Genomic DNA, 22546 nt, shown 5'->3' on the forward strand with positions numbered 1-22546 from the left:
GGATCATGGCGGCATCCGGGGCGAAAAGCTGAAGGGCCTTGCATGACCTATCCTGATCTCAACCTGTTCATCGGCGGGCGCTGGCGCAAGGCGGCAGATACGCTGCCGGTCTTGAACCCCGCCACCGAAGAGGAAATCGGCCGGCTGCCGGTCGCACGTCAGACCGATCTTGAAGATGCGCTGGAGGCGGCCGATCAGGGCTTTCGCATCTGGCGGCGCACCGCGCCCCGGGTTCGCGCGCAGATCATCCTGAAGGCGGCAAGCCTGCTGCGCGAACGGGCGGAACAGATCGCGCCGTCGATCACCATGGAAAACGGCAAGCCGCTGGTCCAGTCGCGGATGGAAATCGTGCGCGGCGCGGAATTCTTCGAATGGGATGCAGGCGAGGCGCAGCGGCTTTATGGCCATGTCGTGCCTTCGGCACCGGGCATCCGCTACAGCGTGATCCGCGAGCCGGCGGGGATTGTGGCGGGCTTTGCGCCGTGGAACTTCCCGCTCAGTCAGCCCGCGCGCAAGGTGGCGGGGGCGCTGGCTTCGGGCTGTTCGATCATCCTGAAGGCAGCCGAGGAAACCCCGGCAGGGGCGATCCATATTGCCCGGGCCTTTCAGGATGCCGGTCTGCCTGATGGCGTCCTGAACCTTGTCTTTGGTCACCCCGCCGAGATTTCCAGCTACCTTATCCCGCAGGACCGCATTCGCGTGGTGGCCTTTACCGGATCGACCAGCGTTGGCATCCATCTGACGGAAATGGCCGCCCGGTCAATGACCCCGGTGCTGATGGAACTGGGCGGGCATGCGCCGGTCATTGTCTGCGATGATGTGGACCTGCAGGCGGCGGGGCGGATGTCGGCCACGCGCAAGGCGCGCAATTCCGGGCAGGTCTGCACGTCGCCCACCCGGTTTTTCGTGATGGAGCAGGGCTATCAGGCCTTTGCCGCAGCCTTCGCCGAACGCGCTGCAGCGGTCCGCATGGGCAATGGGCTGGACGCTGCCACCGAAATGGGGCCGGTGGCCAATCACCGGCGCATCGCCGCGCTGGACGCGCTGGTTGAAGATGCGCGGGCCAAGGGGGCAAAGGTTCTGGCGGGGGGCACGCGGCCCAACGGGCCGGGCTATTTCTTCCCTGTCACCGTTCTGGCCGAAGTGCCCGATGATGCCCGCGTGATGCGCGAAGAACCCTTTGGTCCGCTGGCGATCATCAACCCGGTGCGCGATCTGGATGACGCCATCACGCGGGCCAATAGCCTGCCTTATGGCCTTGCCGCCTATGGATTTACCCATTCTGCCGCCAATGTGGATCGGCTGACCGACGGGATCGAGGCGGGCAATCTGTCGATCAACACGCTGGAGGCCAGCGTGGCCGAAGTACCCTTTGGCGGCGTGAAACTGTCGGGCCATGGCCGCGAAGGCGGGGCCGAAGGACTGCATCATTACACCGTGACCAAGACCATCTCGCACAAGATGGAACTGGACCGCGATCCCACCGTTTCAGGAGCGACATCGTGAAATACACCCGCAAGGATGCCAAGGCCCATGCCTTTGCCCATATGAAAGGCATCTGGGCCGCCGGGCTGATGCCGTTTCGCGACGATCTGTCGATCGACGAAGAGGGCTTTGCCGCAAACATGAACCACTGGATCACCGATCTGGGGATCGACGGGTTCTTCATCGCGGGCAAGCAGGGCGAGTTCTTTTCCATGTCGGTCGAAGAGCGAAAGCGCGCCTTCGATCTGGCGGTGCAGGCAGCGGATGGTCGCGCGCAGACCATCATGTCCTGTTCCGATCAGAACATGGATGTGGTCATCGACCTGGCCCGCCACGCGCAATCCTGCGGTGCCGATTACATCGTGGTGCATGCGCCGGTGCTGCACTTCTTCAAGGAACAGGATGAAACCCTGATCCGCTATTACGAAACCATCGCCAGCAAGGTGGATATCGGCATCGCCCTGTGGAGCCACCCGGACAGCGGCTATCTGATGAGCCCGCAACTGTGCAACCGGCTGGCCGATATCGAAACTGTGGTGGCGATCAAGTATTCCACCCCGCGTCCGATGTATGTGGAACTGTCGCGGCTGGCCGGGGATCGGATGATTGTGTCCACCGCGTCAGAAGAGGAATGGCTGGACAACATCCTTGAACTGGATTGGCGGCTGTATCTGTGTTCCTCGCCGCCCTATCTGATCCAGACGGCCGCCGACCGGCGGATGCGGGCCTATACCGATGCGGCCTTTGCCGGGGATGTGGCCACGGCCCGCGCGATCCGTGACAGCCTGGAACCGGTGCGCCATGCGCTGAAATCGACCCGGCCCGCCGAAAAGCCCCATGCCCACCAGAAATACTGGCAAGAGCTGCTGGGCCAGACCGGGGGGCGGGTGCGCCCGCCCTGCCTGGAACTGACAGAAGCGGAAAAAACCCAAACACGGCTTGCATTCGAAGCCTGCGGCCTCAAACTGTGACCCTGCGGAGGACAACATGACCCGCCTGAGCGCCTTCAATTTCCAGAAATGGATCGACGAACACAAGCACCTGCTTAAGCCCCCGGTGGGCAACCAACTGGTGTTCAAGGATGCCGGTCTCATGGTCACCGTGGTGGGTGGCCCGAATGAACGCTGCGACTATCACGATGATCCGGTGGAGGAATTCTTCTATCAGCTGAAGGGCGACATGCTGCTGAAGCTGCATGACACGGCGACGGGCGAGTTCTACGATGTGCCGATCCGGGAAGGTGACATCTTCCTGCTGCCCGCGCATATCCGCCATTCGCCGCAGCGCCCGCAAGAAGGATCGATCGGGTTGGTGATCGAGCCGGCCCGCCCCGAAGGCGCGCTGGACGCGATCGAATGGTATTGCTTCGAATGTAACGCTCGGGTGCATCGGGCCGAGGTGGATCTGGAATCCATCGTCGATGATCTGCCGCCGATCTATGCCGCCTTCTATGCCGATGAAACGCTGCGTACCTGCCCGCAATGTGGTGCGCTGCATCCGGGCAAGAAACCTCCGGCGGGCTGGGTGAAGCTGTAGATATTTTAGGCTTGAAATAAATGGCGGGCATGTCAAACTGGCCCGACAAACAACAAGAACAAGAATCCAACACCAACCGGGAGAACGAGATGAAGCGACTTCTGACCTCTGCCAGCTTGCTTGTGGCGCTTGCCGTGCCCGCCTTTGCCGAAGGCACCAAGATCGGCGTAATCACCACCCTTTCCGGCCCGGCGGGCTATCTGGGCGAACAGATCCGGGATGGCCTGACGCTGGGCCTGCAGGCCTCAGGCGCACCGTTCGAACTGGTGGTGGAGGATGACGGCCGCGACCCCAACACCGGGGTGCAGGCCGCCGACCGGATGCTGAACGAAGAAGGCATCAAGGTGTTGACCGGCATCGTCTTCTCCAACGTGTCGGGTGCGGTCGTGCCCGAGACGTTGGACGCGGGCGCGATCTATGTCAGCCCCAATGCCGCGCCGTCGCCACTGGCGGGGGAAAAGTGTCATCCGAATTACTTTGTCGTCAGCTGGCAGAATGACAGCCTGCACGAGGCTTCGGGTGCGGCGGCCAAGAAGATGGGCTTCACCACTGCCGTCGCGCTGGCCCCCAACTATCAGGCCGGCAAGGATGCCATTGCCGGGTTTGCCCGCGAATTCGGCGGCGAGGTGACAGAGATCTATACCGGGGTCGAACAGTCTGATTTCGCCGGTGAAATGGCGCAAATTCGCGACAAGGCCCCGCAGGTCGTGTTTCAGTTCCATCCGGGCGGGCAGGGCATTGCCTTCCTGAAACAGTATCAGCAGGCCGGGCTTCTGGGCACCGTGCCCATGGTGCTGTCGGAGCCGTCCTATGATGCGGTCATCCTGAAGGCTGTCGGCCCTGCGGCCATCGGCATTACCGGCACAACCCACTGGAACGCCGATTTCGAGAATGAAGCGTCGAAGGCCATGGTCGCCGCATGGGCGGCAGCGCATCCCGACGTTCCGCTGACCACCTATGGCCAACAGGCCTATGATACCGGTCTGCTGATCGGTTCGGCGCTGAACAAGGCGGGCGGCGATGGCGATGTCGCGGCGCTGCAGGCGGCGATCAAGGCGGCCGAGTTCACCTCGACCCGGGGCAGCTTTGCCTTTGGCCCGAACCAGCATCCGGTGCAGGACTGGTACATGACCGCGATCGAAGCCGACGAGGCTGGCAACCCGAAGATCGTGACCAAGGAGAAGATCCGCGAAGCCGTGGGCGACGTCTACGCCGCCAATTGCAAGATGTGATCTGACAACCGGCCCGGCCGGAAGGGGCACCTTCCGGCCCTGCAGGCCGGTCACAGGACCGGAAGGGGCACCTTCCGGCCACTTTGCAACGGGCTGGCCAGGGGGCGCAGGCGGCAATGATCCTTTTGTTCGAGCAGCTTCTGAACGGGCTGCAATATGGTGTCACACTCTTCTTGCTGGCCGCCGGGCTGACGCTGATCTTCGGGATCATGGGCGTCATCAACCTGGCCCATGGCGCGCTGTACATGGTCGGGGCCTTTGCCGCGTCCTGGGTGGCGATCCAGACCGGCAATTTCTGGGCGGGATTGCTGGCCGGGCTGGTGATGGCCGGCCTGATGGGCCTTCTGGTCGAAATGGGCGTGATCCGCAGGCTGTATGACCGCGATCATCTGGATCAGGTTCTGGCGACTTTCGCGCTTATCCTGATCTTCAACCAAAGCACGGTCCTGATTTTCGGGCGTCAGCCGCTGTTCACCACCTTGCCCGAGATCTTTGCGGGCTCGGTCGAGATCGTGCCCGGCCTGCCCTATCCGACCTATCGGTTGTTCGTGATCGGCGTCGGGCTGGCCGTGGCCGTGGGGCTGTACCTGCTGATCAACAAGACCCGGATCGGCATGTTGGTGCGGGCGGGGGCCACCAACCGGCAGATGGTGCGGGCACTGGGGGTGAACATCCGGGGCCTGTACACCGCCGTCTTTGCCCTTGGCGCGCTGCTGGCGGGGCTGGCGGGCGTCATGGCCTCGCCCATCGTATCGGTGCAGGTGGGGATGGGGGACGAGATCATTCTAGCCACCTTTGTGGTGGTGGTGATCGGCGGGGTGGGGTCGGTGAAAGGGGCTTTTGTCGCAGGGATCCTGCTGGGCCTGTTCGACACCATGTTGCGGGCCTTTCTGCCCGCAACATTGCAACAGGTCATGCCGGGGCCCGAGGCACAGGCGCTTGGTGTCGGGCTGTCCTCCATGGGGATTTATCTGATGATGGCACTTGTCTTGCTGGTCCGCCCGCGCGGCCTGTTCGCGGCACGGGGGTAAACGGGCATGACACGCGAAAATCTCTGGCTTCTGGTAGTGTTTGTCGCCCTAGCGCTGGTGCCCTTTGCCGCCGAACTGACAGGGCAGACCAGCTGGACCCGCCTTGTCGGGCAGGCGCTGATCTATGGCATGGCAGCGGCCAGTCTGAATTTCATCCTGGGTTATGGCGGGATGGTCAGTTTTGGGCATGCGGCTTTTTTCGGGATCGGCGGCTATGTGGTGGGTATCCTGTATCACCATTTTGATGCTGGTACCTCGTTTCTGGGCGTGATCCCCGGCACGGATCAGATGCTGATCACGCTTCCCGCCGCAATCCTTGTGGCCGGGCTGGCGGCAGCGCTGGTGGGGGCCTTGTCGCTGCGCACCGGGGGCGTGCAGTTCATCATGATCACGCTGGCCTTTGCGCAGATGTTCTTCTTCCTGTTCATCTCGCTCAAGACTTATGGCGGCGAGGACGGCATCATGGTGCGCCGCACCAACAGCCTGCCGGGGCTGAACATGAAGGACAAGGCGACGCTTTACTGGGTCGTGCTGGTCTTTGCCGCAGCCTATTACCTGTTCCTGCGGCGGCTGGTCCAATCCTCGTTTGGCCAGATCATCGCGGGCATCCGCCAGAATGAACGGCGCATGGCGGCCATGGGCATTTCGACCTATCGCTACAAGCTGGTGGCGTTCATCCTGTCGGGCATGGGGGCGGGGTTGGCGGGCGCCTTGATGGTAAACTTCCTGCGCTTTACCTCGCCCGACATGATGCATTGGACTCGGTCGGGCGAGCTGATGGTGATGGTCATTCTGGGCGGGGTGGGCACCCTGGCCGGGCCGTTCATCGGGGCCGGTGCACTGTTCACGCTGGAAACCACGCTGGCCCGCTACACCGAACACTGGATGCTGCCGGTGGGCATCCTGTTGCTGGTTGTTGTGCTGACGTCACGCGGCGGGCTGATGGCGCTGATCCGCAAGCTGACAGGGGGCCGGGCATGACGCATGTGCTGGAGATATCCGGTCTGGTCAAGACCTTCGGCGGGCTGACAGCCACCGACCATGTATCGCTGACGGTGAACAGCGGCGAGATACATGCGCTGATCGGGCCGAACGGGGCCGGAAAATCGACGCTGATCAACCAGATTTGCGGCGAACTGATCCCGAATGCCGGGCAGATCCATCTGGCGGGCCGCGATATCACCCGGCTTGCGCCTGCGGAACGTGTGGCGCTTGGGTTGGGGCGGACATTCCAGATCACCTCGCTGCTGGATGACATGACGGTGCGGGAGAACCTGGGTCTGGTCATTCAGGCGCGGGAAGGCGGCAATTTCCGTATCTTCGACCGTGCCGTCCGCCGCGCCGAAATCTGGGATGAGGTGGAGCAAAGCCTTCAGACATCGGCGCTGGCAGTTCGGGCCGGGGTGCGGGTGGCCGATCTGGCGCATGGCGAAAAGAAGCAACTGGAGCTGCTGATGGCACTGGCGCAGCGGCCCCGGCTTCTGTTGCTGGATGAACCGATGGCGGGTCTGGGTCATCTGGAAAGCCAGCAGATGATCGCCGCCCTGCACGCCGCGCGTGCGGAATGTGCGATGCTGCTGGTGGAACATGACATGGAGGCGGTCTTTGCACTGGCCGACCGCATTTCGGTGCTGGTCTATGGCCGGATCATTGCGGCAGGAACGGCCGATGACATCCGCGCCAACCCCGCCGTGCGCGAAGCCTATCTGGGGGAGGAGGACGCCTGATGCTGTCTGTCCGCAATCTGCAAGCCGGCTATGGGGCCAGTCAGGTGCTGTTCGACATCTCGCTTGATATTCATGAGGGCGAGGTGGTCACCCTGATGGGGCGCAATGGCATGGGTAAGACTACCACGGTGCGCAGCATCATGGGGCTTGTCAGCCCGCGCGGCGGCGCGGTGGAGTATGACGGGCGTGCCATCGGCGGGCTGCCACCGGAAAAGGTGGCACGGCTGGGCTTCGGTCTGGTGCCCGAGGGGCGGCAGATATTCCCGACTCTGAGCGTGCGGGAAAATCTGGTGGCAACGGCGGCCAACCGGCGCGGCGCGGCTTCGCCCTGGACGCTGGCGCGCATCTATGACCTGTTTCCACGGCTGGGCGAACGCGCCGGGCAGTTGGCCAGCACCCTGTCGGGGGGCGAACAGCAGATGCTGGCGGTGGGCCGCGCATTGATGACCAATCCGCGCCTGTTGATCCTGGACGAGGCGACCGAAGGGCTGGCCCCGGTGATCCGCGCCGAGATCTGGCATGTGGTCGAACGTCTGAAACAGGAAGGCCAATCCATCCTGCTGATCGACAAGACCTTCTCGGTGCTCAAGCGTTTGGCTGACCGGCACTTCATTCTGGAAAAGGGCGTGACCGTCTGGTCCGGCACCAGCGCCGACCTGACCCGCGATCATGATGCGGTGCAGGCTTGGGTGGGGGTGTGATGCGGCTGGTTCTGATCGGATGGGGGGCGATCGGCGCCGAAGTGGCCCGCCTTCTGATGGCCCGCAAGGCCCCGGTCGATCTGGTGGCCGTAGGGCTGCGCGCCCCGCGCGACGGCCTGCCCTGTCCGGTGCTGACCGATCCGGCCGATCTGGCCGCGCTTCGCCCCGATCTGGTGGTCGAGGCGGCCGGGCGGGCAGCTGTGCTGCCCTGGGGGCTGGCGGCCTTGCGCGCGGGTGCGGATTTCGCACCGGCCTCGACTTCTGCCTTTGCCGAAGACGGGGTGCTGGACCGACTGGTCGATCTGGCGCGGGCGCAGGGGCGGCAGGTGGTCATCCCGCCCGGGGCCCTGGGCGGGATCGGCGCGCTGGCTGCGGCGGCCCGGCTTCCGCTGGATTCAGTGATCCACGAGGTGATCAAGCCCGCTCGCGCCTGGCAGGGCACCGAAGCCGAAAGCCTGTGCGATCTGTCCGGCCTTGCCGCACCTACCGTGTTCTTCGAAGGTCCGGCGCGCGAGGCTGCCCGGCGCTTTCCGCAGAATGCCAATGTGGCGCTGATTACGGCGCTGGCGGGCCTTGGGGCTGATGCCACCCGGATTCGACTGATCGCCGATCCGGCGGCGGGGGCAAACCGTCACCGGGTGCTGGCGCAAGGGGCTTTCGGGCGGATGGAGATCACGCTGGACAATCTGCCGCTGGCAGGAAACCCGAAATCATCGGCGCTGACGGCCTTGTCGCTGCTGCGGCTGATCGAAAATCGGGCAGGCGCGCTGGTGATCTGACGGATCAGCGCCGCCGCGCCATCATCCAGATAAAGAAAATCCCGCCGATCAACCCGGTGACGACGCCGATGGGCATGTCTTCGGGGGCCATGACCACACGCGCGGCGGCGTCGGCCCAGATCAGGAACACCGCACCGGCCAGCGCCGATCCGGGCAGGACGCGGGCATTGTCGCCCCCCGCCATCAGCCGCACCAGATGCGGCATCATCAGTCCGACAAAGCCGATCAGGCCCGAAAACGCCACCATGACCCCGGTGATCAGCGCTGCCGCGACGAAAACGGTCAGCCGGAAACGGCCCACCTCGATCCCCAGGCTGGCGGCGGTTTCATCGCCCAGGCTCATGGCGTTCAGCCGCCCGGCCTGCGCCCATAGCCACACTCCGCAGGGCAGCAGCACCGCCAGCGGCCAGATCAGATGGCTCCATTGTGCCAGCCCCAACCCGCCCAGCATCCAGAACACAACCGTATGTGTGGCGCGGGGATCGCCCAGAAAGATCAGGATATTGGCCCCGGCCAGAATGACAAAGCTGACCGCGACCCCGGCCAGCACCAGCCGGTCGGCGCTGCTCGCCCCGGCCAGCTGTGCCACGCCAAGCACCAGAGCCGTGGCCAGCAGTGCCCCGCCAAAGGCCATCAGCGGCACCGTCAGCAGGCCTAGGAACATGCCGGTATGCAGCAGCGCCGCAATAGCCCCGAAGGCCCCGCCCGAGGAAATGCCCAGCAAATGCGGATCGGCCAGCGGGTTGCGGGTAACCGATTGCAGCGCCGCCCCCACCAGCCCAAGGCCTGCCCCCACCAGCCCAGCCAGCAACACACGGGGAAAGCGGATTTCCCAGACGATATTGGCGCGGCCCGTGCTCCAGTCCGGTGTCACCAGCCCCGGCGCGACATGGTCAAGCGCGATGGCCCAGACCGTGCCGGGTGGGATCGCCACCGATCCGACCGAGACGGCCAGAACGACCGAAACCAGCACCACCACCCCCGCCAGCAGGGCAAGGCCAGAGCCTGTGCCAACCCGGCGGGCCAGTGAAACGGGGGCGGTGGTGTCGGCCATGCCTCAGTTGCCCTTGAACCCGGCGACCAGCTTTTCGACGGCCTTGATGTTGCGGGGGCCCGGCGTCGCCTCGACATATTCCAGCACGACGAAACGGTCGTTCTTCACGGCGTCGATCCCGGCAAAGGCTGGATTGCCCTTCATGAAGGCAATCTTCTGTTCGGCGGTCACGTCGCCGTAATTCACGATCACCACAACCTGCGGATTGCGTTCCACCACTGGTTCCCAGCTGATTTCGGCCCAGCTTTTTTCCAGGTCGGCCATGATATTGGTGCCGCCTGCCGCCTCGATCAGCGCGGTGGGCATGGCATAGGCCCCGGCGGTGAAGGGCGCTTCCTCGCCACTGTCATAGACAAATACGCGCAGCGGGTTTGCGCGATCCACCCCCGCTGTCACTTCGGCCAGACGTGCCTGCCATCCCGCCACCAGACCTTCGGCGCGGTCTTCGACCCCGAAGATGCGCCCGAGGTTCAGAATGTCGGCATACATGTCATCCATGCTGGATTTGGACTTGGGTCCGATATGGATGCAGCTTTCGGTCAGTTCATAGGTCTTGATGTCGAAAGCGGCCAGCGTTTCCGGCGTCACCTCGCCGCCGACCTTCATCCCGTAGTTCCAGCCGGCAAAGAAGAAATCGGCTTCGGCACCAGCCAGGATCTCTTTTGTCGGGTATTTCGACGACAGTTCGGGAAGTTCGGCCACGCCGTCACGCATCTCCTCGTCCAGCGTTTTCCAGCCGGAAATGCCGGTATAGCCGACCATCCGGTCCCGCAGGCCCAGAACCAGCATCATTTCGGTCAGGTTCACGTCATTGGAAATGGCGCGGGCAGGGGCTGCATCAAAGGTCACCTCGCGGTCGCAGCTTTTCACGGTCACCGGGAAGGCGGCCGCAGCAGAGGCCGAGCAGAGAAGGGCAAGCAGGGAGAGGCGGATCATCTTGGGTCCTGAAGGTTAGAGATGGAAGGAAAAGCGCGGGCTGGGGCCGCTGCGGTCGATGCGCGCCTTCACCTGAAAGGCGTCGGCAAGGGTGGTTTCCGACAGCGCCAGATCAGGCGGACCATCGGCCAGAATGCGGCCATCGCGCAGGATCAGCACGCGTTCGGCAAATTCGGCGGCCAGTGTCAGATCATGCAGCGTGGCGATGACAGTCAGGCCAAGGCCTTTCAGCAGTGCCAGCAGTTCAAGCTGATGGCGGATATCCAGGTGGTTGGTGGGTTCGTCCAGCACGATCACCCGTGGTTGCTGGGCCAGCGCGCGCGCCACCATGACCCGCTGGCGTTCCCCGCCCGAAAGCGTGCCGAACGGGCGGTCTGCCATGGCAGTCAGGTCCATGCGCAGGATCGCGGCTTCGATGATCGCGGCATCCTCGCCGCCGGGCGTGGCAAGGCCGGATCCCCAGCCCCGGCGATGGGGCAGGCGGCCAAGGGCCACGATCTGCCGCGCGGTCAGGGCAAAATCGGTAGGTTGTTCCTGCAGCACGGCCGCAAGGCTGCGCGCGGCATCCGTGGCGGACAGCGCCCAGATATCGCGCCCCATCAGCCGCACCGTGCCCCGGCGCGGGGCCTGATGACGGTAGATCAGCCGCAAGAGCGAGGATTTTCCGGCCCCGTTCGCACCGCAGACCGCCATGATCTGCCCCTGCGGCACGCTAAAGTTGATATCCGACAGGATGTCAGGCCGGCCCCTTGGCCCCCAGCACACCCCCGACAGTTCGACCGCTGCGGTCATTGGATGGTGCCTTCGCGGGTCACGATCATCGCGGCGGGAATGCGGGCCAGAGTGTTGTCGCACAGGCGCGGCGGGCAATCCTTGCCGCCCATCCAGCCATCTTCGACAGCGGCATATAGCCGGGCAAATTCCACCAGATCGTCAATCGGCTGGTTCGGGTCGATGTCGCCGAACAGCCATGTCGCCTTGGCCGTGGCCCGCCAACCGACCACGCAGGGTTTGCCATGATCGGTCACACATCCGGCCAGGCAGGCAGTGCCCGACACTTCGAACGCCTCATCCAGCCCCGCCGTCGCAATGGCCGCGCGCAGCTTTTTCAAAAGCGCATGCCCCGGGGCGCAGGCCTGCCCCTGATGCTTGCAGGCCTTGCAGACCAGAATCTGATGCGGCGCGGTTTGCGCCACGGAATAAGGGGGTGCGGCCACGGGCCGCGGTTTGGAAAGGTCCATCATATGCTCCATCCGGGGCACCCCGCCCGGGTCGGTTGATTGCTCTGATGGCAGGTCTCCTGACTCGCGGGTCGTGGCTTGCTCCACCTTCCCGGCCTTTGGGGCCAGTGGTTTCGGAGGTCGCTCACCGCTTACAGTTGCGGGGGCAGTCACGGATTTGGCGGCTGTTGCCTACACCACACCGTATTCCCTTTTCACCCGGCCGCGCTTGGTTTGGCCGGGAACCATCGGTGCCGACAATCGCCGGTGCGGGGATTTCCGTCAAGCCATGATCACGACGCAGGATCAGGCGGGGGCGACCTCGGCGCATATCAGCCGGGCGACATCAAGCATGCGGTTGGAAAAGCCCCATTCATTGTCGTACCAGCCAAAGACCCGCAGCATCCCGCCCCGGGTGACCCGGGTTTCGGGGCAGGCCATGACGATGCTTTCGGGCCTTGCGCGCAGGTCGGATGAGACAAGCGGCAGGTCGGTCGCGCCGATCACCCCGCCCGCCGTGCGGAACACTGTATTTACCGCTGCCGCATCTGTCGGGCGTTCGGTCATCACGCAAAGATCAACGGCCGAAACGCTGGCCGTGGGCACCCGCACGGCGCTGCCCTCCAGCCGACCGGCAAGTTCGGGCAAGACCCGGTCCACCAGCCGCTGCGCCGAGGTGGTCGTGGGCACCATGGACAGCGCGGCGGCGCGTGACCGGGCGAAATCGGCGGCCGGGGCGTCTACCGTGGGCTGGCTGCCGGTATAGCAATGGATGGTGGTCATCGATCCGGTCACGATGCCCCAGTGCTGATGGATCAGTCGCGCCAGCGGGGCCAGCGCATTGGTGGTGCAGGAGGCATTGGACACGATCCGCTGCCCGGCAAGCTGGGTTTCATTCGCGCCCAGAACCAGCGTCAGATCTGCGGCAGCCGAAGGGCCCGAGATCAGCACCCGCCGGGCCCCGGCCTGCAACCCGCGTTCGGCCACGGCCCGGGCGTCGGCCCGGCCAGTACATTCCATCACCAGATCGACGCCGCGCAGGTCCAGCCCCGAAATATCGGGCGTGCGATGCAGCGGAATGGCCGTGCCATTCACCACCAGCGCACCGGGTTCGAGCGTCACAAGGCCCGGAAACGGGCCAAAGACACTGTCATACTGGAACAGATAGGCGCACATTTCCGCAGCGGCGATGTCATTGATCCCCGCAATACTCAGATCCGGCGCAGCCCCACCCGCCCAGGCCCGCAGGACAGAACGTCCGATCCGACCAAAGCCGTTGATGAAGACCTGCATCGCTCTGCCCCCGGTTGCCATGATCGCCGAAGTCTGACCACGCCCCGGCGGCAGTTGCAACCGGGGAATTTGATCACGTTTTGTGACGGTCGGGCTGCGGGCGCGTTTCAGGCCAGAAGGATATCGGCGTGGGTCAGCACCGCCCCATCCTGCAGATCGGCGATCAGGATGGCCTCTTTCGCGCCATTGCCATCTGCATCAAACCACAGCGTGCTGTCGCTTGTGCGGAACAGGAACAGGTCGGTCGCATAGGCGGCCTCGACATTGGTGCCGCTGCGGAAATACTGCGACGCCAGCGTGCCTGCCGCCATGCCCGACAGGCCAAAGCCCGCGCGGATCAATTGGATCGCATCATTGTTGCCGCTGGACGCCCCGAAATCGGTGATGCTGTCGCCGCCTTCGGCCTTGCGGGAAAAGACGAACACGTCATTGCCGTCGCCCCCGGTCAGCGTGTCAGTGCCGCGCCCGCCGGTCAGCGTGTCATTGCCATCTTCCCCTTCCAGCCGATCTGCCCCAATCCCGCCTTCGATCCGGTTGGCCCCGGCATCGCCGCGCAGCCAGTCGGCACCTTTGCCGCCGATCAGGTTCTCGAACCCGGTCAGATCATCATCGGCGGCTTCGCCAGCCCATTCGAAACCATCATCGAGTGCCACGGCGACACCGGCTGTATCGGCCTGATAGCTGGCAGTATCTGTGTCGGCCCCACCCTTTGCGCTGTAGCTGCCGGTGCCCAGCAGCAGCCTGTCATTGCCCGCGCCAAGGTCGATGCTGCCCTCGATGCTGCCTGTGCGGCTGTCCAGAAGATCATCGCCATCGGCCAGCCGGATGGCGCCTTCGATCTGCCCACGGTTCACGATGCGGCTGTCAGCCTCGGCCCCGGTGCCGTTGACGATACGGATCGCATCGCCCGGGCTTGTGATCGTGCCGGTATTGGTCAGCACCAGCCCGGCAGGGCCGCTGCGTTCCACCCCGATCTGATCGCCGCTGATGGTGCCGCTGTTGGACAGGCGCGCCACCGGCCCTGCCGCGCCCGCCAGCGCAATGCCGGTATCGCCCGCTTCGATCATACCTGCCGTGCGGATCACTGCGCCGCGCCCGTTCAATGCGATGCCGGTGTCATCAGCGGTGATAAGCGCGCTGGAGGTCAGGGTCACGCGATGCCCGGTGGACTGGCCCGCAGCCCCACCCAGCGAAATTGCGGTGCCACCTGCCAACTGCCCGGCGAGCGTGATCCAATGTCCGCCGCCGTTGCCGCGTATAGTAGCCCCGCCATTGGATGAAACCACAAGCCCCAAGGTTCCGATCCATGCATCCTGGCCATTGCCCAGGGCAATCACCGTTCCGGTGTCCATCCAGCTGTAATTCACGACGACCGAAGGCATGTTCTCACCTGCAAATTGATTGAACTCTGGCGCGCGATTTGCGCCCGCGCTGCATAACATTTCCCTTCCGCCCGGGAAAGCGGTCATGGCACCCGGTCAAAGCGCAATCAGGTGATTGTCCCATGCCACAGGTGCCGCTTGCGCGGGGATCAATCGGTCCGACAGGGTTGAAAGCCCGCCATTGCCATCGGTCACCAGAAAACCGTCCGGGCTTGCGGCCACACCGCAGACATCGGCGCGGCGATGGGTGGCGATGAAGCGGCCATCGCTGCCAAAGACCTGCAATGCGCCGCCCCGGGGCGATGTGATGGCAAGGGCTTGCAGCGCCGGGCTATAGGCCACCGATCCGGCATAGCCCTGCATCACATAGCCCTCGGTTTCGGGGGCGGGCAGGAGGATGGGGGCGCTGCCGGGGGTCCACAGGCCCAGAAGCGGCACGGTTTCAGCGGGATCGCCTTCCCATTGCAGGGCAAAGGCCACCCGACCATCGGGCAGCATTGCCAGATGCCGGATGGAGTTCTGCGGCAGATCGGCAATTCCGGCATGGTCGATGATCCGGCCATCCGGGGCAATCCGCACCAGCGAAGGCTGCATCCGGTCGAGGTTCAGCTTGGTCCGGTCTGTCGGGTCGGTCTGGATGCCGCCATTGGCGACGATCAGGTCATCAGACAGGGGCAGGCGCTTCACATCATGCGGGCCGATCCCGCCAGTGGACCATTCGCCGATCCGGGCATAGCTGCGCGTGGCATCCCAAAGACCAAGGCGACCTTCAGAGCTTTCAGCCACCACTTCGGATGTATACAGCACTGATCCATCAGCAGAATACGCGCCATGGCCATTGAACTGTCGCCCATCGGGCGGGGTAAGGCGTGCCACTTCACGCCCGGCCCGGCAATCGATCACCAGTGCGAAGGTGCCGGGGCGGCGGGCAAAGGCCACCGCCTCGGGGCGTTCGGGGTGGGCGGTTGCGGCGTGGCCGCGCGCGGGCAGGGGCAGGGCGAAAAGGATGTCGCCTGCCGCAGACAGACCATGCAGCCGGTGGCTTCCGTCGGGCAGGGCGGCGGCGGCGAGCCAGGCAGGGCTGCCCACATCGGCCCAGACGGGGCGGGGCGCGGCGCTGGCCAGCATGGCGGCCAGAAATGTGCGGCGGCGCATGGCCCTTAATCCCCGTCAGCGGCGTTGAAGCCGATCCCGACGCCAAGGGCGGGGCCGATTTCCGCCAGCGCCGCATCGCGGATGGCGCGGATCTGCTGGGCAAGGATATCGGCCTTCAGCCAGCCCTGCGGCTCGGCCACGCCTTGCAAGGCAGGGTCCTGCATCCGGTCGATCTGTTGCAGCGCCGTGGCAAAACCGGCATCGCTGCGCGGCAGATCCGCATGCAGCGTATGGGCCAGATCGCGCAACGCCATCAGCGAGAGGGCGATGTTGCGCAGGCTACGTCCGCTGACGCGCGCTTCGGCACGTTCGGAGCGCGGCTTGTCAAAACTGCCCAATGGGCGGCCAAGGCGCTGATCGGCGTTGAACTCCAGCCCGGTGATCAGCGTGGTGAACAGGGCTTGCCGCGTCTCGGCTTCGGTCAGGTAGCGCAGGCCGGGGCCGGGGTGCAGCAGGCTGTCCGCAAAGCCGTTCTCCCAGCCCGCCTGCACCGCCTGTGCCGTGGCGGCCAGATCATCGGCGGTAGCATGGATCAGCGCGCAAGGATAATCGCCTGTCCAAGCCTCGGTCGGCCACAGCAGCCGTTCCAGAGCGAAAAGACCGCGCAGCGCCACCGATTGCCGGGCAAAGTTTTCAGGGGTCAGCACGGCCGGATCGGCCTTGGCCAGCAGGGCCCGCTGTTGCTTGGCCCCGATCCCCTTTGGGTCAGGCCAGAAGGCGATGGCAAGCGCGCGGCCCTCTTCCTCGACCGGGCCAAGCCGCAGATGGGCCACGCCAAGCCAGGCGTCAAAGGCATCATGCCAGAGCGGGCGCAAATCATCCGGCACACAACTTTCACTGGCGGCCAGCGCAGCCGTTGCCTCGGTCAGCCGCGCATGGCCGGGCAGGACATGGTCGCGGATTGCCTCGGCCACATCGGCGCGGGCCGGTATCGCCAGGGCAAGGGGCAGCGCAAGGGCGAGCAAAAGTGGCAGGCGCATCATAGGCTTTCCAGAAAGGCGATCAGGGCTTCGCGGTCGGCTGTGGGCAGGGCCACCACGGCATCGCGGGCGGATTGCGCTTCGCCGCCATGCCAAAGCACGGCTTCCAGCAGGCTGCGCGCCCGCCCATCATGCAGAAACTGACTGTGGCCAGACACTTGCGCCGTCAGGCCGATCCCCCAAAGCGGGGCTGTGCGCCATTCCTGCCCGGTCGCGCGGCCTTCGGGCCGGTGATCGGCCAGCCCTTCGCCCATGTCATGCAGCAAAAGGTCGGTATAGGGCCAGATCAACTGAAAGCTCTGTTCCGGTTGGTCTTTCAGGCGATGGGTGACGAATTTCGGCACATGGCAGGTGGCGCATTGCGCCTGGTGAAACACCGCCTTGCCGCGCAATACCTGCGGATCATCCGTCTTGCGCCGTTCGGGCACGGCCAGATTGCGGGAATAGAACGTCACCAGATCAAGGCTTTGGCCATCGACCTCCAGCCCGTCACGGATGCCCGGCTCTTGCCCGTGAATGGCGGTCTGGCACTGGGTCTGGGCCGGGGTGCATTCCCCGGCAGGAGACGGATGCAACGGGTTTGACAGGCCCATATCACCGGAAAAAGCCCCCGCCGATTGTTCCTTCACGGTGGGGTTGCCCGCCTTGTGACCAAAGCGGCCCAGCATCGGCACGCCGAATTCGATGCTTGGCACGATATTGGGGCGGCCGGAAATGCCATCGCCATCGCCATCATCGGGATCGGCATGGGCAAGGATATCGGCTGCCGGGATCGCTTCCAGCAGACCCAGCCCGATCATCTGCGGGGCCACGCGGGGCGAAAGCTGGATATCGGGATGCAGCGGGGCGGCGGCATCTGCCACCGCGTAGGTGGGGCGGCGCAGGTAGACCTGCAGCCTGTCAGACAGGGTGACGGGTTCTTCAGCATAGCTGATGGCCATGCGGCCTTCGGGCCGATGACCGGGGGCTGAGAAATCCTGCAACTGGCCGCCGAAATTCGGATCGGGGCGCGTGGCCAGCCAATCGGCAATGCCTTCGGGCGAGGGGCCGCCTGGGATCGACAGGCGCAGGAACATCGACACAGCGGTATCTTCAGGGCCTTCGGGCACATGGCCGCGCCCATCCTTCAGGTGGCAATCCTGACAGGCGCGGGCATTGTAAAGCGGGCCAAGACCGTCCGACGCCCGGGTCGAGGCAGGCGCTGCCACCCATGTCTTGCGAAACAGGCCATTGCCCAGCTTGAAATCCATTTCGCGTTCGAACGGCATATTGGCCGAGGATTTGGAAAAGGCATCGGCGGTGGGGATCAGCCGCACCGTGGCCGCACCGGCGGGTTTGGCTTCAAACGTCTCGGGCGCGGTGAAATCGGCGGGCGGCGCGGTCACCGCGGTGATCCGGGCCGTTTCTTCGGCGCTGCGCGGGATGACAGGCAGGTGCCGGTCGTCCAGTGTCTGGGCCATGGCGGGGGCTGCGAGCCAAAGCGCAGCAAGGGCGAGGCGGAGGGTCATGGTCTTTCCGATACGGCGGGCCAAGATGGCAGGCGCGGTTTCCGAGTAATATTATCGGAAATTCCCGCATCCGGCGCAATGGGGCAAGATTGCCGCAGGCGGGCAAAGGGGGATGCGAAAGGGGGGCGCATTGGCGCCCCCCCTTGTTGCTGCCCCGGCACGGGAAAGCGCTGCGATCAATCGTCGGAGCCAGCCACCTGTGACAGAACCTGCCCCTTGCCGCGCGCGCGCATCACCATGGGCAAGATCAGCGCCAGCGCGGCCAGACCCAGCAGGAAGGCCGCAACCGGGCTTTGCACCAGCGTGACCGGATCGCCCTGCGAGATGGCCAAGGCCCGGCGCAACTGCTGTTCCGCCATCGGGCCAAGGATCAGCCCGACAACCACCGGAGCGATCGGATAGCCATAAAGCCGCATCAGATAGCCCAGCAGGCCGAACAGAACCAGCATCGTCAGTTCAACCGGTGAAGGGTTCACGCCCAGCGTGCCCAGAGTCGCAAACACAAGGATACCGCCATAAAGCCAAGGCGTCGGAATGCGCAGCAGCAGGATCCAGAAGCGGATCAGCGGCAGGTTCAACACCACCAGCATGACATTGGCAATCAGCAGTGAGGCGATCAGGCCCCAAACCAGCTGCGGGGCCGAAATGAACAGCAACGGGCCGGGCTGCAGCCCGAATTGCTGGAACCCCGCCAGCATGATGGCCGCCGTGGCCGTGGTGGGCAGGCCCAGCGTCAGCAGCGGCACCAGCGTTCCGGCGGCGGCGGCATTGTTTGCAGCTTCGGGTCCGGCCACGCCTTCAATGGCACCATGACCGAATTCCTCGGGGTGTTTCGACATCTTGCGTTCCGTCGCATAGGACAGGAACGAGGCGATGTCGGCCCCACCAGCCGGCATGGACCCGATGGGAAAGCCGATGGCGGTGCCGCGCAGCCAGGATTTCCACGACCGCGACCAGTCGGCCGCCGTCATGCGGACCGAGCCCTTGACAGCCAGAACACCCGCATCGGCCTGTGGTCCTTGTGCGGCGACAAACAGGGCCTCGCCCAGGGCGAACATGGCGACGGCAAGCGTGGTGACCTCGATCCCGTCGAGCAGTTGCGGCACACCAAAGGACAGCCGGGCCTGCCCGGTCAGCTGGTCGATCCCCACCAGCGCCAGTGCCAGCCCGATAAAGAGCGAAGTCAGCCCCTTCAGCGTGCTTTCGCCAAAGGCCGCCGAAACGGTGACAAAGGCCAGCATCATCAGCGCGAAATATTCGCGCGGGCCAAAGACCAGCGCCAGCTTCACCACATGCGGCGCAAGGAATGCCAGTGCCAGCGTGGCCAGCAGCCCGGCGACGAATGACCCGATGGCGGCAGTGGCCAGGGCAGGCCCGCCGCGCCCGGCCCGGGCCATCTTGTTGCCCTCAAGCGCCGTGACGATCGAGGCACTTTCGCCGGGGGTATTGAGCAGGATCGACGTGGTCGAACCCCCATACATCCCGCCGTAATAGATGCCCGCAAACATGATGAGCGACCCTGCCGGATCAAGCCCATAGGTGACAGGCAGCAACAAGGCCACGGTTAGCGCAGGGCCAATGCCCGGCAGCACGCCGACGGCGGTGCCGAGGGTTACCCCGATCAGCGCATAAAGCAGCATCATGGGGTCAAGGGCAGTGCCCAGCCCCTGCAGCAGAAATCCGAACGTATCCATGTGTCAGCCCCCGAAAATCAGGGTTTCAATCGGTCCAGCGGGCAGGTTCAGCTTCAGGATCTGGTCGAAGACAGCATAGATGACCAGGCCAAGCACAAGCCCCGAGGGAATGGCGATGTGGAAGCGGCGTTCACCGAAAGCGGCGGCGGCGCAAGTGAACAGGATGGTGGCACCAAGGGCAAAGCCGATCCAGTGGATGCTGGCAACCATCACCGACAGGCCCCCCAGCAGCCACAGAAGCGGCACGGGCTGTTGCTTCGGGCGCGGATCAGCACCGCGCATTCCGTCGATCCCGGTCCACAGGGCCAGGCCCAGCAGGGCATAGCCGATCAACCTTGGCACATCGCCCGCGCCGACACCGGAATAACCGCCATTGTCGGGCAGGCGTCCGGCATCCCACAAGATCACCGTGCCGATGGCGGCCAGTGCCGCCGCGATGATGAACGCCGCCCCATCGGGGCGGCGTCCGCTTTGGCCGAACTGGCTCATTTCACCAGACCGATGTCCTTGAGGATCGCGGTGGTGGCTTCGATTTCCTTGGCCAGTTGCGCCTCGAAATCGGCACCGGCCAGATAGGTGTCGGCCCAGCCCTTGTCTGCCAGCGCCTTCTGCCAGCCCGCGGATTTGGCAAGCTTTTCGATGTCAGCCGATACGGCGGCCTTCTGTTCGTCGCTCAGGCCCGGCGCGGCTGCAACCATCCGCCAGTTCTGCACGACCACGTCAAAGCCTGCTTCTTTCAGCGTCGGCGCTTCGATCCCGGCCAGACGTTCGCCCGACGACACGGCCAGCAGGCGCATCGTGCCTGCCTGCACCTGCGGCAGGAATTCACCCAGACCCGAGAGACCTGCCGTCACCTGATTGCCCAGAATGGCAGCCGTCGCTTCGCCACCGCCCGAGAAGGCGATGTAGTTGATCTTGGTCGGGTCAACCCCGGCGGCCTTGGCCAGAAGGCCTGCGGTGATGTGGTCCACCCCGCCAGCCGAACCGCCCGCCCAGCTGACAGCGCCCGGATTGGCCTTCATCGCATCGACAAGGCCCTGAATGTCCTGAATGGGCGATGCGGCGGGCACGACGATGGCCACGGCTTCGCCGGTCAGCCGTGCAATCGGCGTCACATCAGCCAGCGAGACCGGCGAACCATTGGTCAGGATCGCGCCGACCATCACATAGCCGCCGACGATCAGCTGCGAGGCATCGCCATTGGCCGAGGCCACGAATTGCGCAAGGCCGACGGTGCCGCCGGCACCCGGCACGTTCTGCACCTGAACCGAACCTGAAATGCCTTCGGCCTGCATCACTTCCTGCATGGTGCGGGCGGTGGAATCCCAGCCACCACCGGGCGAGGCCGGGGCCATGATGGTGTAATCGGCGGCCAGCGCCGGGACAGCCAGCGCAAAGCTGAGCGCCGCGCCAAGAATAGCGTGTTTCATCGGTTTTCCTCCCTGAACCCCGACATTGCGGGGTGATTCCGGCTGGATGGCACCTCCTCGTGCCATCTCGGACGCCATCTGCGCACAGGAACCTGTCATCGACCTGACATGTGCGGCTGTCTTGCGCGGGTTGCCCGAGCATGGGCTCGCAAGCCATGCGGAAATTGCATGGCAGGAATCGCATTCCGGCGGATTGTGCAGCTGCGGCATTGACCCCATGTTAGCGCCATCAGGAGAGGCGGATCCGCTGCCTGCCCTGCGATGAACCCGAGAGGTATATGAAATGGCTTATGTTTCTTCGCAACGCGCGACCGGCTTCCGTTTGTCCACCCTGGTGGAAACGGTGAAGACCGCGATCACCCGGCGCATGACCTATGCGAAAACCGTGGCCGAACTGGATGCGTTGAGCGACCGTGAGTTGGCCGATATGGGCATGCACCGCAGCCAGATCGCCCAGATCGCGCATCAGGCCGCCTTCGGCAAGTAAGGTTTTCGACCGGTCTGCCGGATCCTCCCCCGGTGGCCGGAGCTCGGCGGCGCGTTCCTCCTCCCTCGCGCCGCATTGACGGCAGCCCGTGTCCCCCCAGGTCACGGGCTGTTTTCACATACGGGATAGGCCGCCCCCCAGACCCGGGGTGCCTCTCGTCGCAGGGTCGCCCGTTCGGCGGCGTCAAGCCGCTGCAACGCCAGTGATTCCGAACCGCCTTCGCGCAAGGTGCGCTGCCACAGATGCAGGACCGACGCAGCGCTCCATGGCAGGGCCGCATGGATCAGCCAGCGCCGCAAAGCGGGTGGCAGCCGGTCATGGCGTTGCATGGGGCTGCCCTTGCGCCAGCGGGCGCGGGGGGATCGGAGATTCTGGGGCATGAGCTGTATTTGAAATGTTATATCATATCATTCATGCCATGGTGGGCGGCCACTGGCAAGACCGCAAGCTTGCTGCAAGCTTTGGGCTGGATAAACCGCGCGAATTGCCCGATTCTGCGGCGATGCCGAAAGGACCCGCATGACCGACCCAGACCAGACGCGCACTGCGCAGCCCCGCCCCGCCCGCAAGCATGGCCTGCGCCATCTGTTCGCCGCAGCCCGGTTCTCTGCTGCGGGTCTGGGCCGGATGCTGGGCGAGACGGCTTTCCGACACGAAGTGCTGGCCGGTCTTGGCGTTGCAGTTGGTCTTGCGCTTTGGGGCGCGGCGCTGCGCGAGATACTGGGTTTTGCCGTGCTGTGGCTGGTGCTGCTGGCGATCGAATCGCTCAATACCGCGGTGGAGGAGGTGGTGGATCACCTTGCACCAGAATGGGCGCAATTCGCCAAACATGCCAAGGATCTGGGCAGTTTTGCGGTGGCCTGTCTGATCGCGGCCAATGCGATCTATGTGCTGATGGTGCTGCTGGGGGTCTGAC

General features: G+C 64.7%; 24 protein-coding genes and 1 riboswitch. Of the genes, 11 read left to right on the forward strand and 13 right to left on the reverse strand.

From position 1 onward, the window contains the following. The first annotated feature begins 42 nt into the window (after positions 1 to 42). The 9 genes from V6590_RS07670 (at position 43) to V6590_RS07710 (ending at position 8491) form a co-directional block, all read left to right on the forward strand. Positions 43 to 1506: an NAD-dependent succinate-semialdehyde dehydrogenase gene (locus V6590_RS07670; RefSeq protein WP_335421536.1), complete on the forward strand. Its 1464-nt coding sequence runs from the start codon at positions 43 to 45 to the stop codon at positions 1504 to 1506. After that, positions 1503 to 2456 carry a dihydrodipicolinate synthase family protein gene (locus V6590_RS07675; protein WP_335421538.1) on the forward strand — a complete coding sequence of 318 codons (954 nt, stop codon included), beginning with the start codon at positions 1503 to 1505 and terminating at the stop codon, positions 2454 to 2456. Before V6590_RS07670 ends, V6590_RS07675 begins: the two co-directional genes overlap by 4 nt. A 16-nt stretch (positions 2457 to 2472) precedes the next feature. Then, positions 2473 to 3021, forward strand: a complete 549-nt coding sequence (locus V6590_RS07680) for a 3-hydroxyanthranilate 3,4-dioxygenase (protein ID WP_335421540.1) — start codon at positions 2473 to 2475, stop codon at positions 3019 to 3021. A gap of 89 nt (positions 3022 to 3110) precedes the next feature. Further along, positions 3111 to 4253: an ABC transporter substrate-binding protein gene (locus tag V6590_RS07685; protein WP_335421543.1), complete on the forward strand. Its 1143-nt coding sequence runs from the start codon at positions 3111 to 3113 to the stop codon at positions 4251 to 4253. Between the two features lie 116 nt (positions 4254 to 4369). Continuing rightward, positions 4370 to 5284, forward strand: coding sequence for a branched-chain amino acid ABC transporter permease (locus V6590_RS07690; protein ID WP_335421545.1), 915 nt, complete (start codon positions 4370 to 4372; stop codon positions 5282 to 5284). Between the two features lie 6 nt (positions 5285 to 5290). Further along, positions 5291 to 6265: a branched-chain amino acid ABC transporter permease gene (locus V6590_RS07695; RefSeq protein ID WP_335421547.1), complete on the forward strand. Its 975-nt coding sequence runs from the start codon at positions 5291 to 5293 to the stop codon at positions 6263 to 6265. After that, entirely contained in the window at positions 6262 to 7011 is a 750-nt protein-coding gene (locus tag V6590_RS07700) for an ABC transporter ATP-binding protein (protein ID WP_335421549.1), read from the forward strand. Before V6590_RS07695 ends, V6590_RS07700 begins: the two co-directional genes overlap by 4 nt. Continuing rightward, positions 7011 to 7712: an ABC transporter ATP-binding protein gene (locus V6590_RS07705; protein WP_335421551.1), complete on the forward strand. Its 702-nt coding sequence runs from the start codon at positions 7011 to 7013 to the stop codon at positions 7710 to 7712. The genes V6590_RS07700 and V6590_RS07705 overlap by 1 nt, the downstream gene beginning before the upstream one ends. Then, complete coding sequence (locus tag V6590_RS07710) at positions 7712 to 8491, forward strand: aspartate dehydrogenase (RefSeq protein ID WP_335421553.1); 780 nt, start codon at positions 7712 to 7714, stop codon at positions 8489 to 8491. Before V6590_RS07705 ends, V6590_RS07710 begins: the two co-directional genes overlap by 1 nt. Before the next feature lie 4 nt (positions 8492 to 8495). Here V6590_RS07710 and V6590_RS07715 read toward each other — a convergent pair whose 3' ends face one another. From V6590_RS07715 to V6590_RS07770, 12 genes are all read right to left on the reverse strand, one after another. Next, complete coding sequence (locus tag V6590_RS07715) at positions 8496 to 9545, reverse strand: FecCD family ABC transporter permease (RefSeq protein ID WP_335421555.1); 1050 nt, start codon at positions 9543 to 9545, stop codon at positions 8496 to 8498. A 3-nt stretch (positions 9546 to 9548) separates the two neighbouring features. Continuing rightward, positions 9549 to 10481: an ABC transporter substrate-binding protein gene (locus V6590_RS07720; protein WP_335421557.1), complete on the reverse strand. Its 933-nt coding sequence runs from the start codon at positions 10479 to 10481 to the stop codon at positions 9549 to 9551. A gap of 15 nt (positions 10482 to 10496) precedes the next feature. Further along, entirely contained in the window at positions 10497 to 11273 is a 777-nt protein-coding gene (locus V6590_RS07725; RefSeq protein ID WP_335421559.1) for an ABC transporter ATP-binding protein, read from the reverse strand. Continuing rightward, entirely contained in the window at positions 11270 to 11722 is a 453-nt protein-coding gene (locus tag V6590_RS07730; protein WP_335421561.1) for a DUF1636 family protein, read from the reverse strand. The genes V6590_RS07725 and V6590_RS07730 overlap by 4 nt, the downstream gene beginning before the upstream one ends. A gap of 32 nt (positions 11723 to 11754) precedes the next feature. Continuing rightward, positions 11755 to 11966, reverse strand: a riboswitch (cobalamin riboswitch). Positions 11967 to 12007: 41 nt separating this feature from the next. Further along, entirely contained in the window at positions 12008 to 12994 is a 987-nt protein-coding gene (locus V6590_RS07735; RefSeq protein ID WP_335421562.1) for a type I glyceraldehyde-3-phosphate dehydrogenase, read from the reverse strand. 107 nt (positions 12995 to 13101) lie between these two features. Further along, a complete protein-coding gene (locus tag V6590_RS07740; RefSeq protein WP_335421564.1) occupies positions 13102 to 14376 on the reverse strand; it encodes a calcium-binding protein in 1275 nt (424 codons plus the stop codon). Between the two features lie 96 nt (positions 14377 to 14472). Beyond that, positions 14473 to 15531, reverse strand: a complete 1059-nt coding sequence (locus V6590_RS07745) for a DUF1513 domain-containing protein (RefSeq protein WP_335421566.1) — start codon at positions 15529 to 15531, stop codon at positions 14473 to 14475. 5 nt (positions 15532 to 15536) lie between these two features. Then, the gene (locus V6590_RS07750; protein ID WP_335421568.1) at positions 15537 to 16511 is read right to left on the reverse strand and encodes an imelysin family protein; all 975 of its coding nucleotides are present in this window, start codon (positions 16509 to 16511) and stop codon (positions 15537 to 15539) included. After that, a complete protein-coding gene (locus tag V6590_RS07755) occupies positions 16511 to 18019 on the reverse strand; it encodes a di-heme oxidoreductase family protein (protein ID WP_335421570.1) in 1509 nt (502 codons plus the stop codon). Before V6590_RS07755 ends, V6590_RS07750 begins: the two co-directional genes overlap by 1 nt. Before the next feature lie 176 nt (positions 18020 to 18195). Further along, positions 18196 to 19713 carry a tripartite tricarboxylate transporter permease gene (locus V6590_RS07760; RefSeq protein ID WP_335421572.1) on the reverse strand — a complete coding sequence of 506 codons (1518 nt, stop codon included), beginning with the start codon at positions 19711 to 19713 and terminating at the stop codon, positions 18196 to 18198. A gap of 3 nt (positions 19714 to 19716) precedes the next feature. Beyond that, complete coding sequence (locus V6590_RS07765; protein WP_335421574.1) at positions 19717 to 20202, reverse strand: tripartite tricarboxylate transporter TctB family protein; 486 nt, start codon at positions 20200 to 20202, stop codon at positions 19717 to 19719. Further along, positions 20199 to 21143: a Bug family tripartite tricarboxylate transporter substrate binding protein gene (locus tag V6590_RS07770; RefSeq protein ID WP_335421576.1), complete on the reverse strand. Its 945-nt coding sequence runs from the start codon at positions 21141 to 21143 to the stop codon at positions 20199 to 20201. Before V6590_RS07770 ends, V6590_RS07765 begins: the two co-directional genes overlap by 4 nt. 283 nt (positions 21144 to 21426) lie before the next feature. Between V6590_RS07770 and V6590_RS07775 the strand changes: the two genes are divergently transcribed. After that, the gene (locus V6590_RS07775; RefSeq protein WP_335421578.1) at positions 21427 to 21630 is read left to right on the forward strand and encodes a DUF1127 domain-containing protein; all 204 of its coding nucleotides are present in this window, start codon (positions 21427 to 21429) and stop codon (positions 21628 to 21630) included. 101 nt (positions 21631 to 21731) lie between these two features. Here V6590_RS07775 and V6590_RS07780 read toward each other — a convergent pair whose 3' ends face one another. After that, a complete protein-coding gene (locus V6590_RS07780) occupies positions 21732 to 22010 on the reverse strand; it encodes a DUF6525 family protein (protein WP_335421580.1) in 279 nt (92 codons plus the stop codon). A gap of 139 nt (positions 22011 to 22149) precedes the next feature. Between V6590_RS07780 and V6590_RS07785 the strand changes: the two genes are divergently transcribed. Then, a complete protein-coding gene (locus V6590_RS07785; protein ID WP_335421581.1) occupies positions 22150 to 22545 on the forward strand; it encodes a diacylglycerol kinase in 396 nt (131 codons plus the stop codon). Position 22546: the final 1 nt, after the last annotated feature.

The sequence above is a fragment of the Gemmobacter denitrificans genome (assembly GCF_036964905.1).
Lineage (GTDB): Bacteria > Pseudomonadota > Alphaproteobacteria > Rhodobacterales > Rhodobacteraceae > Gemmobacter > Gemmobacter denitrificans.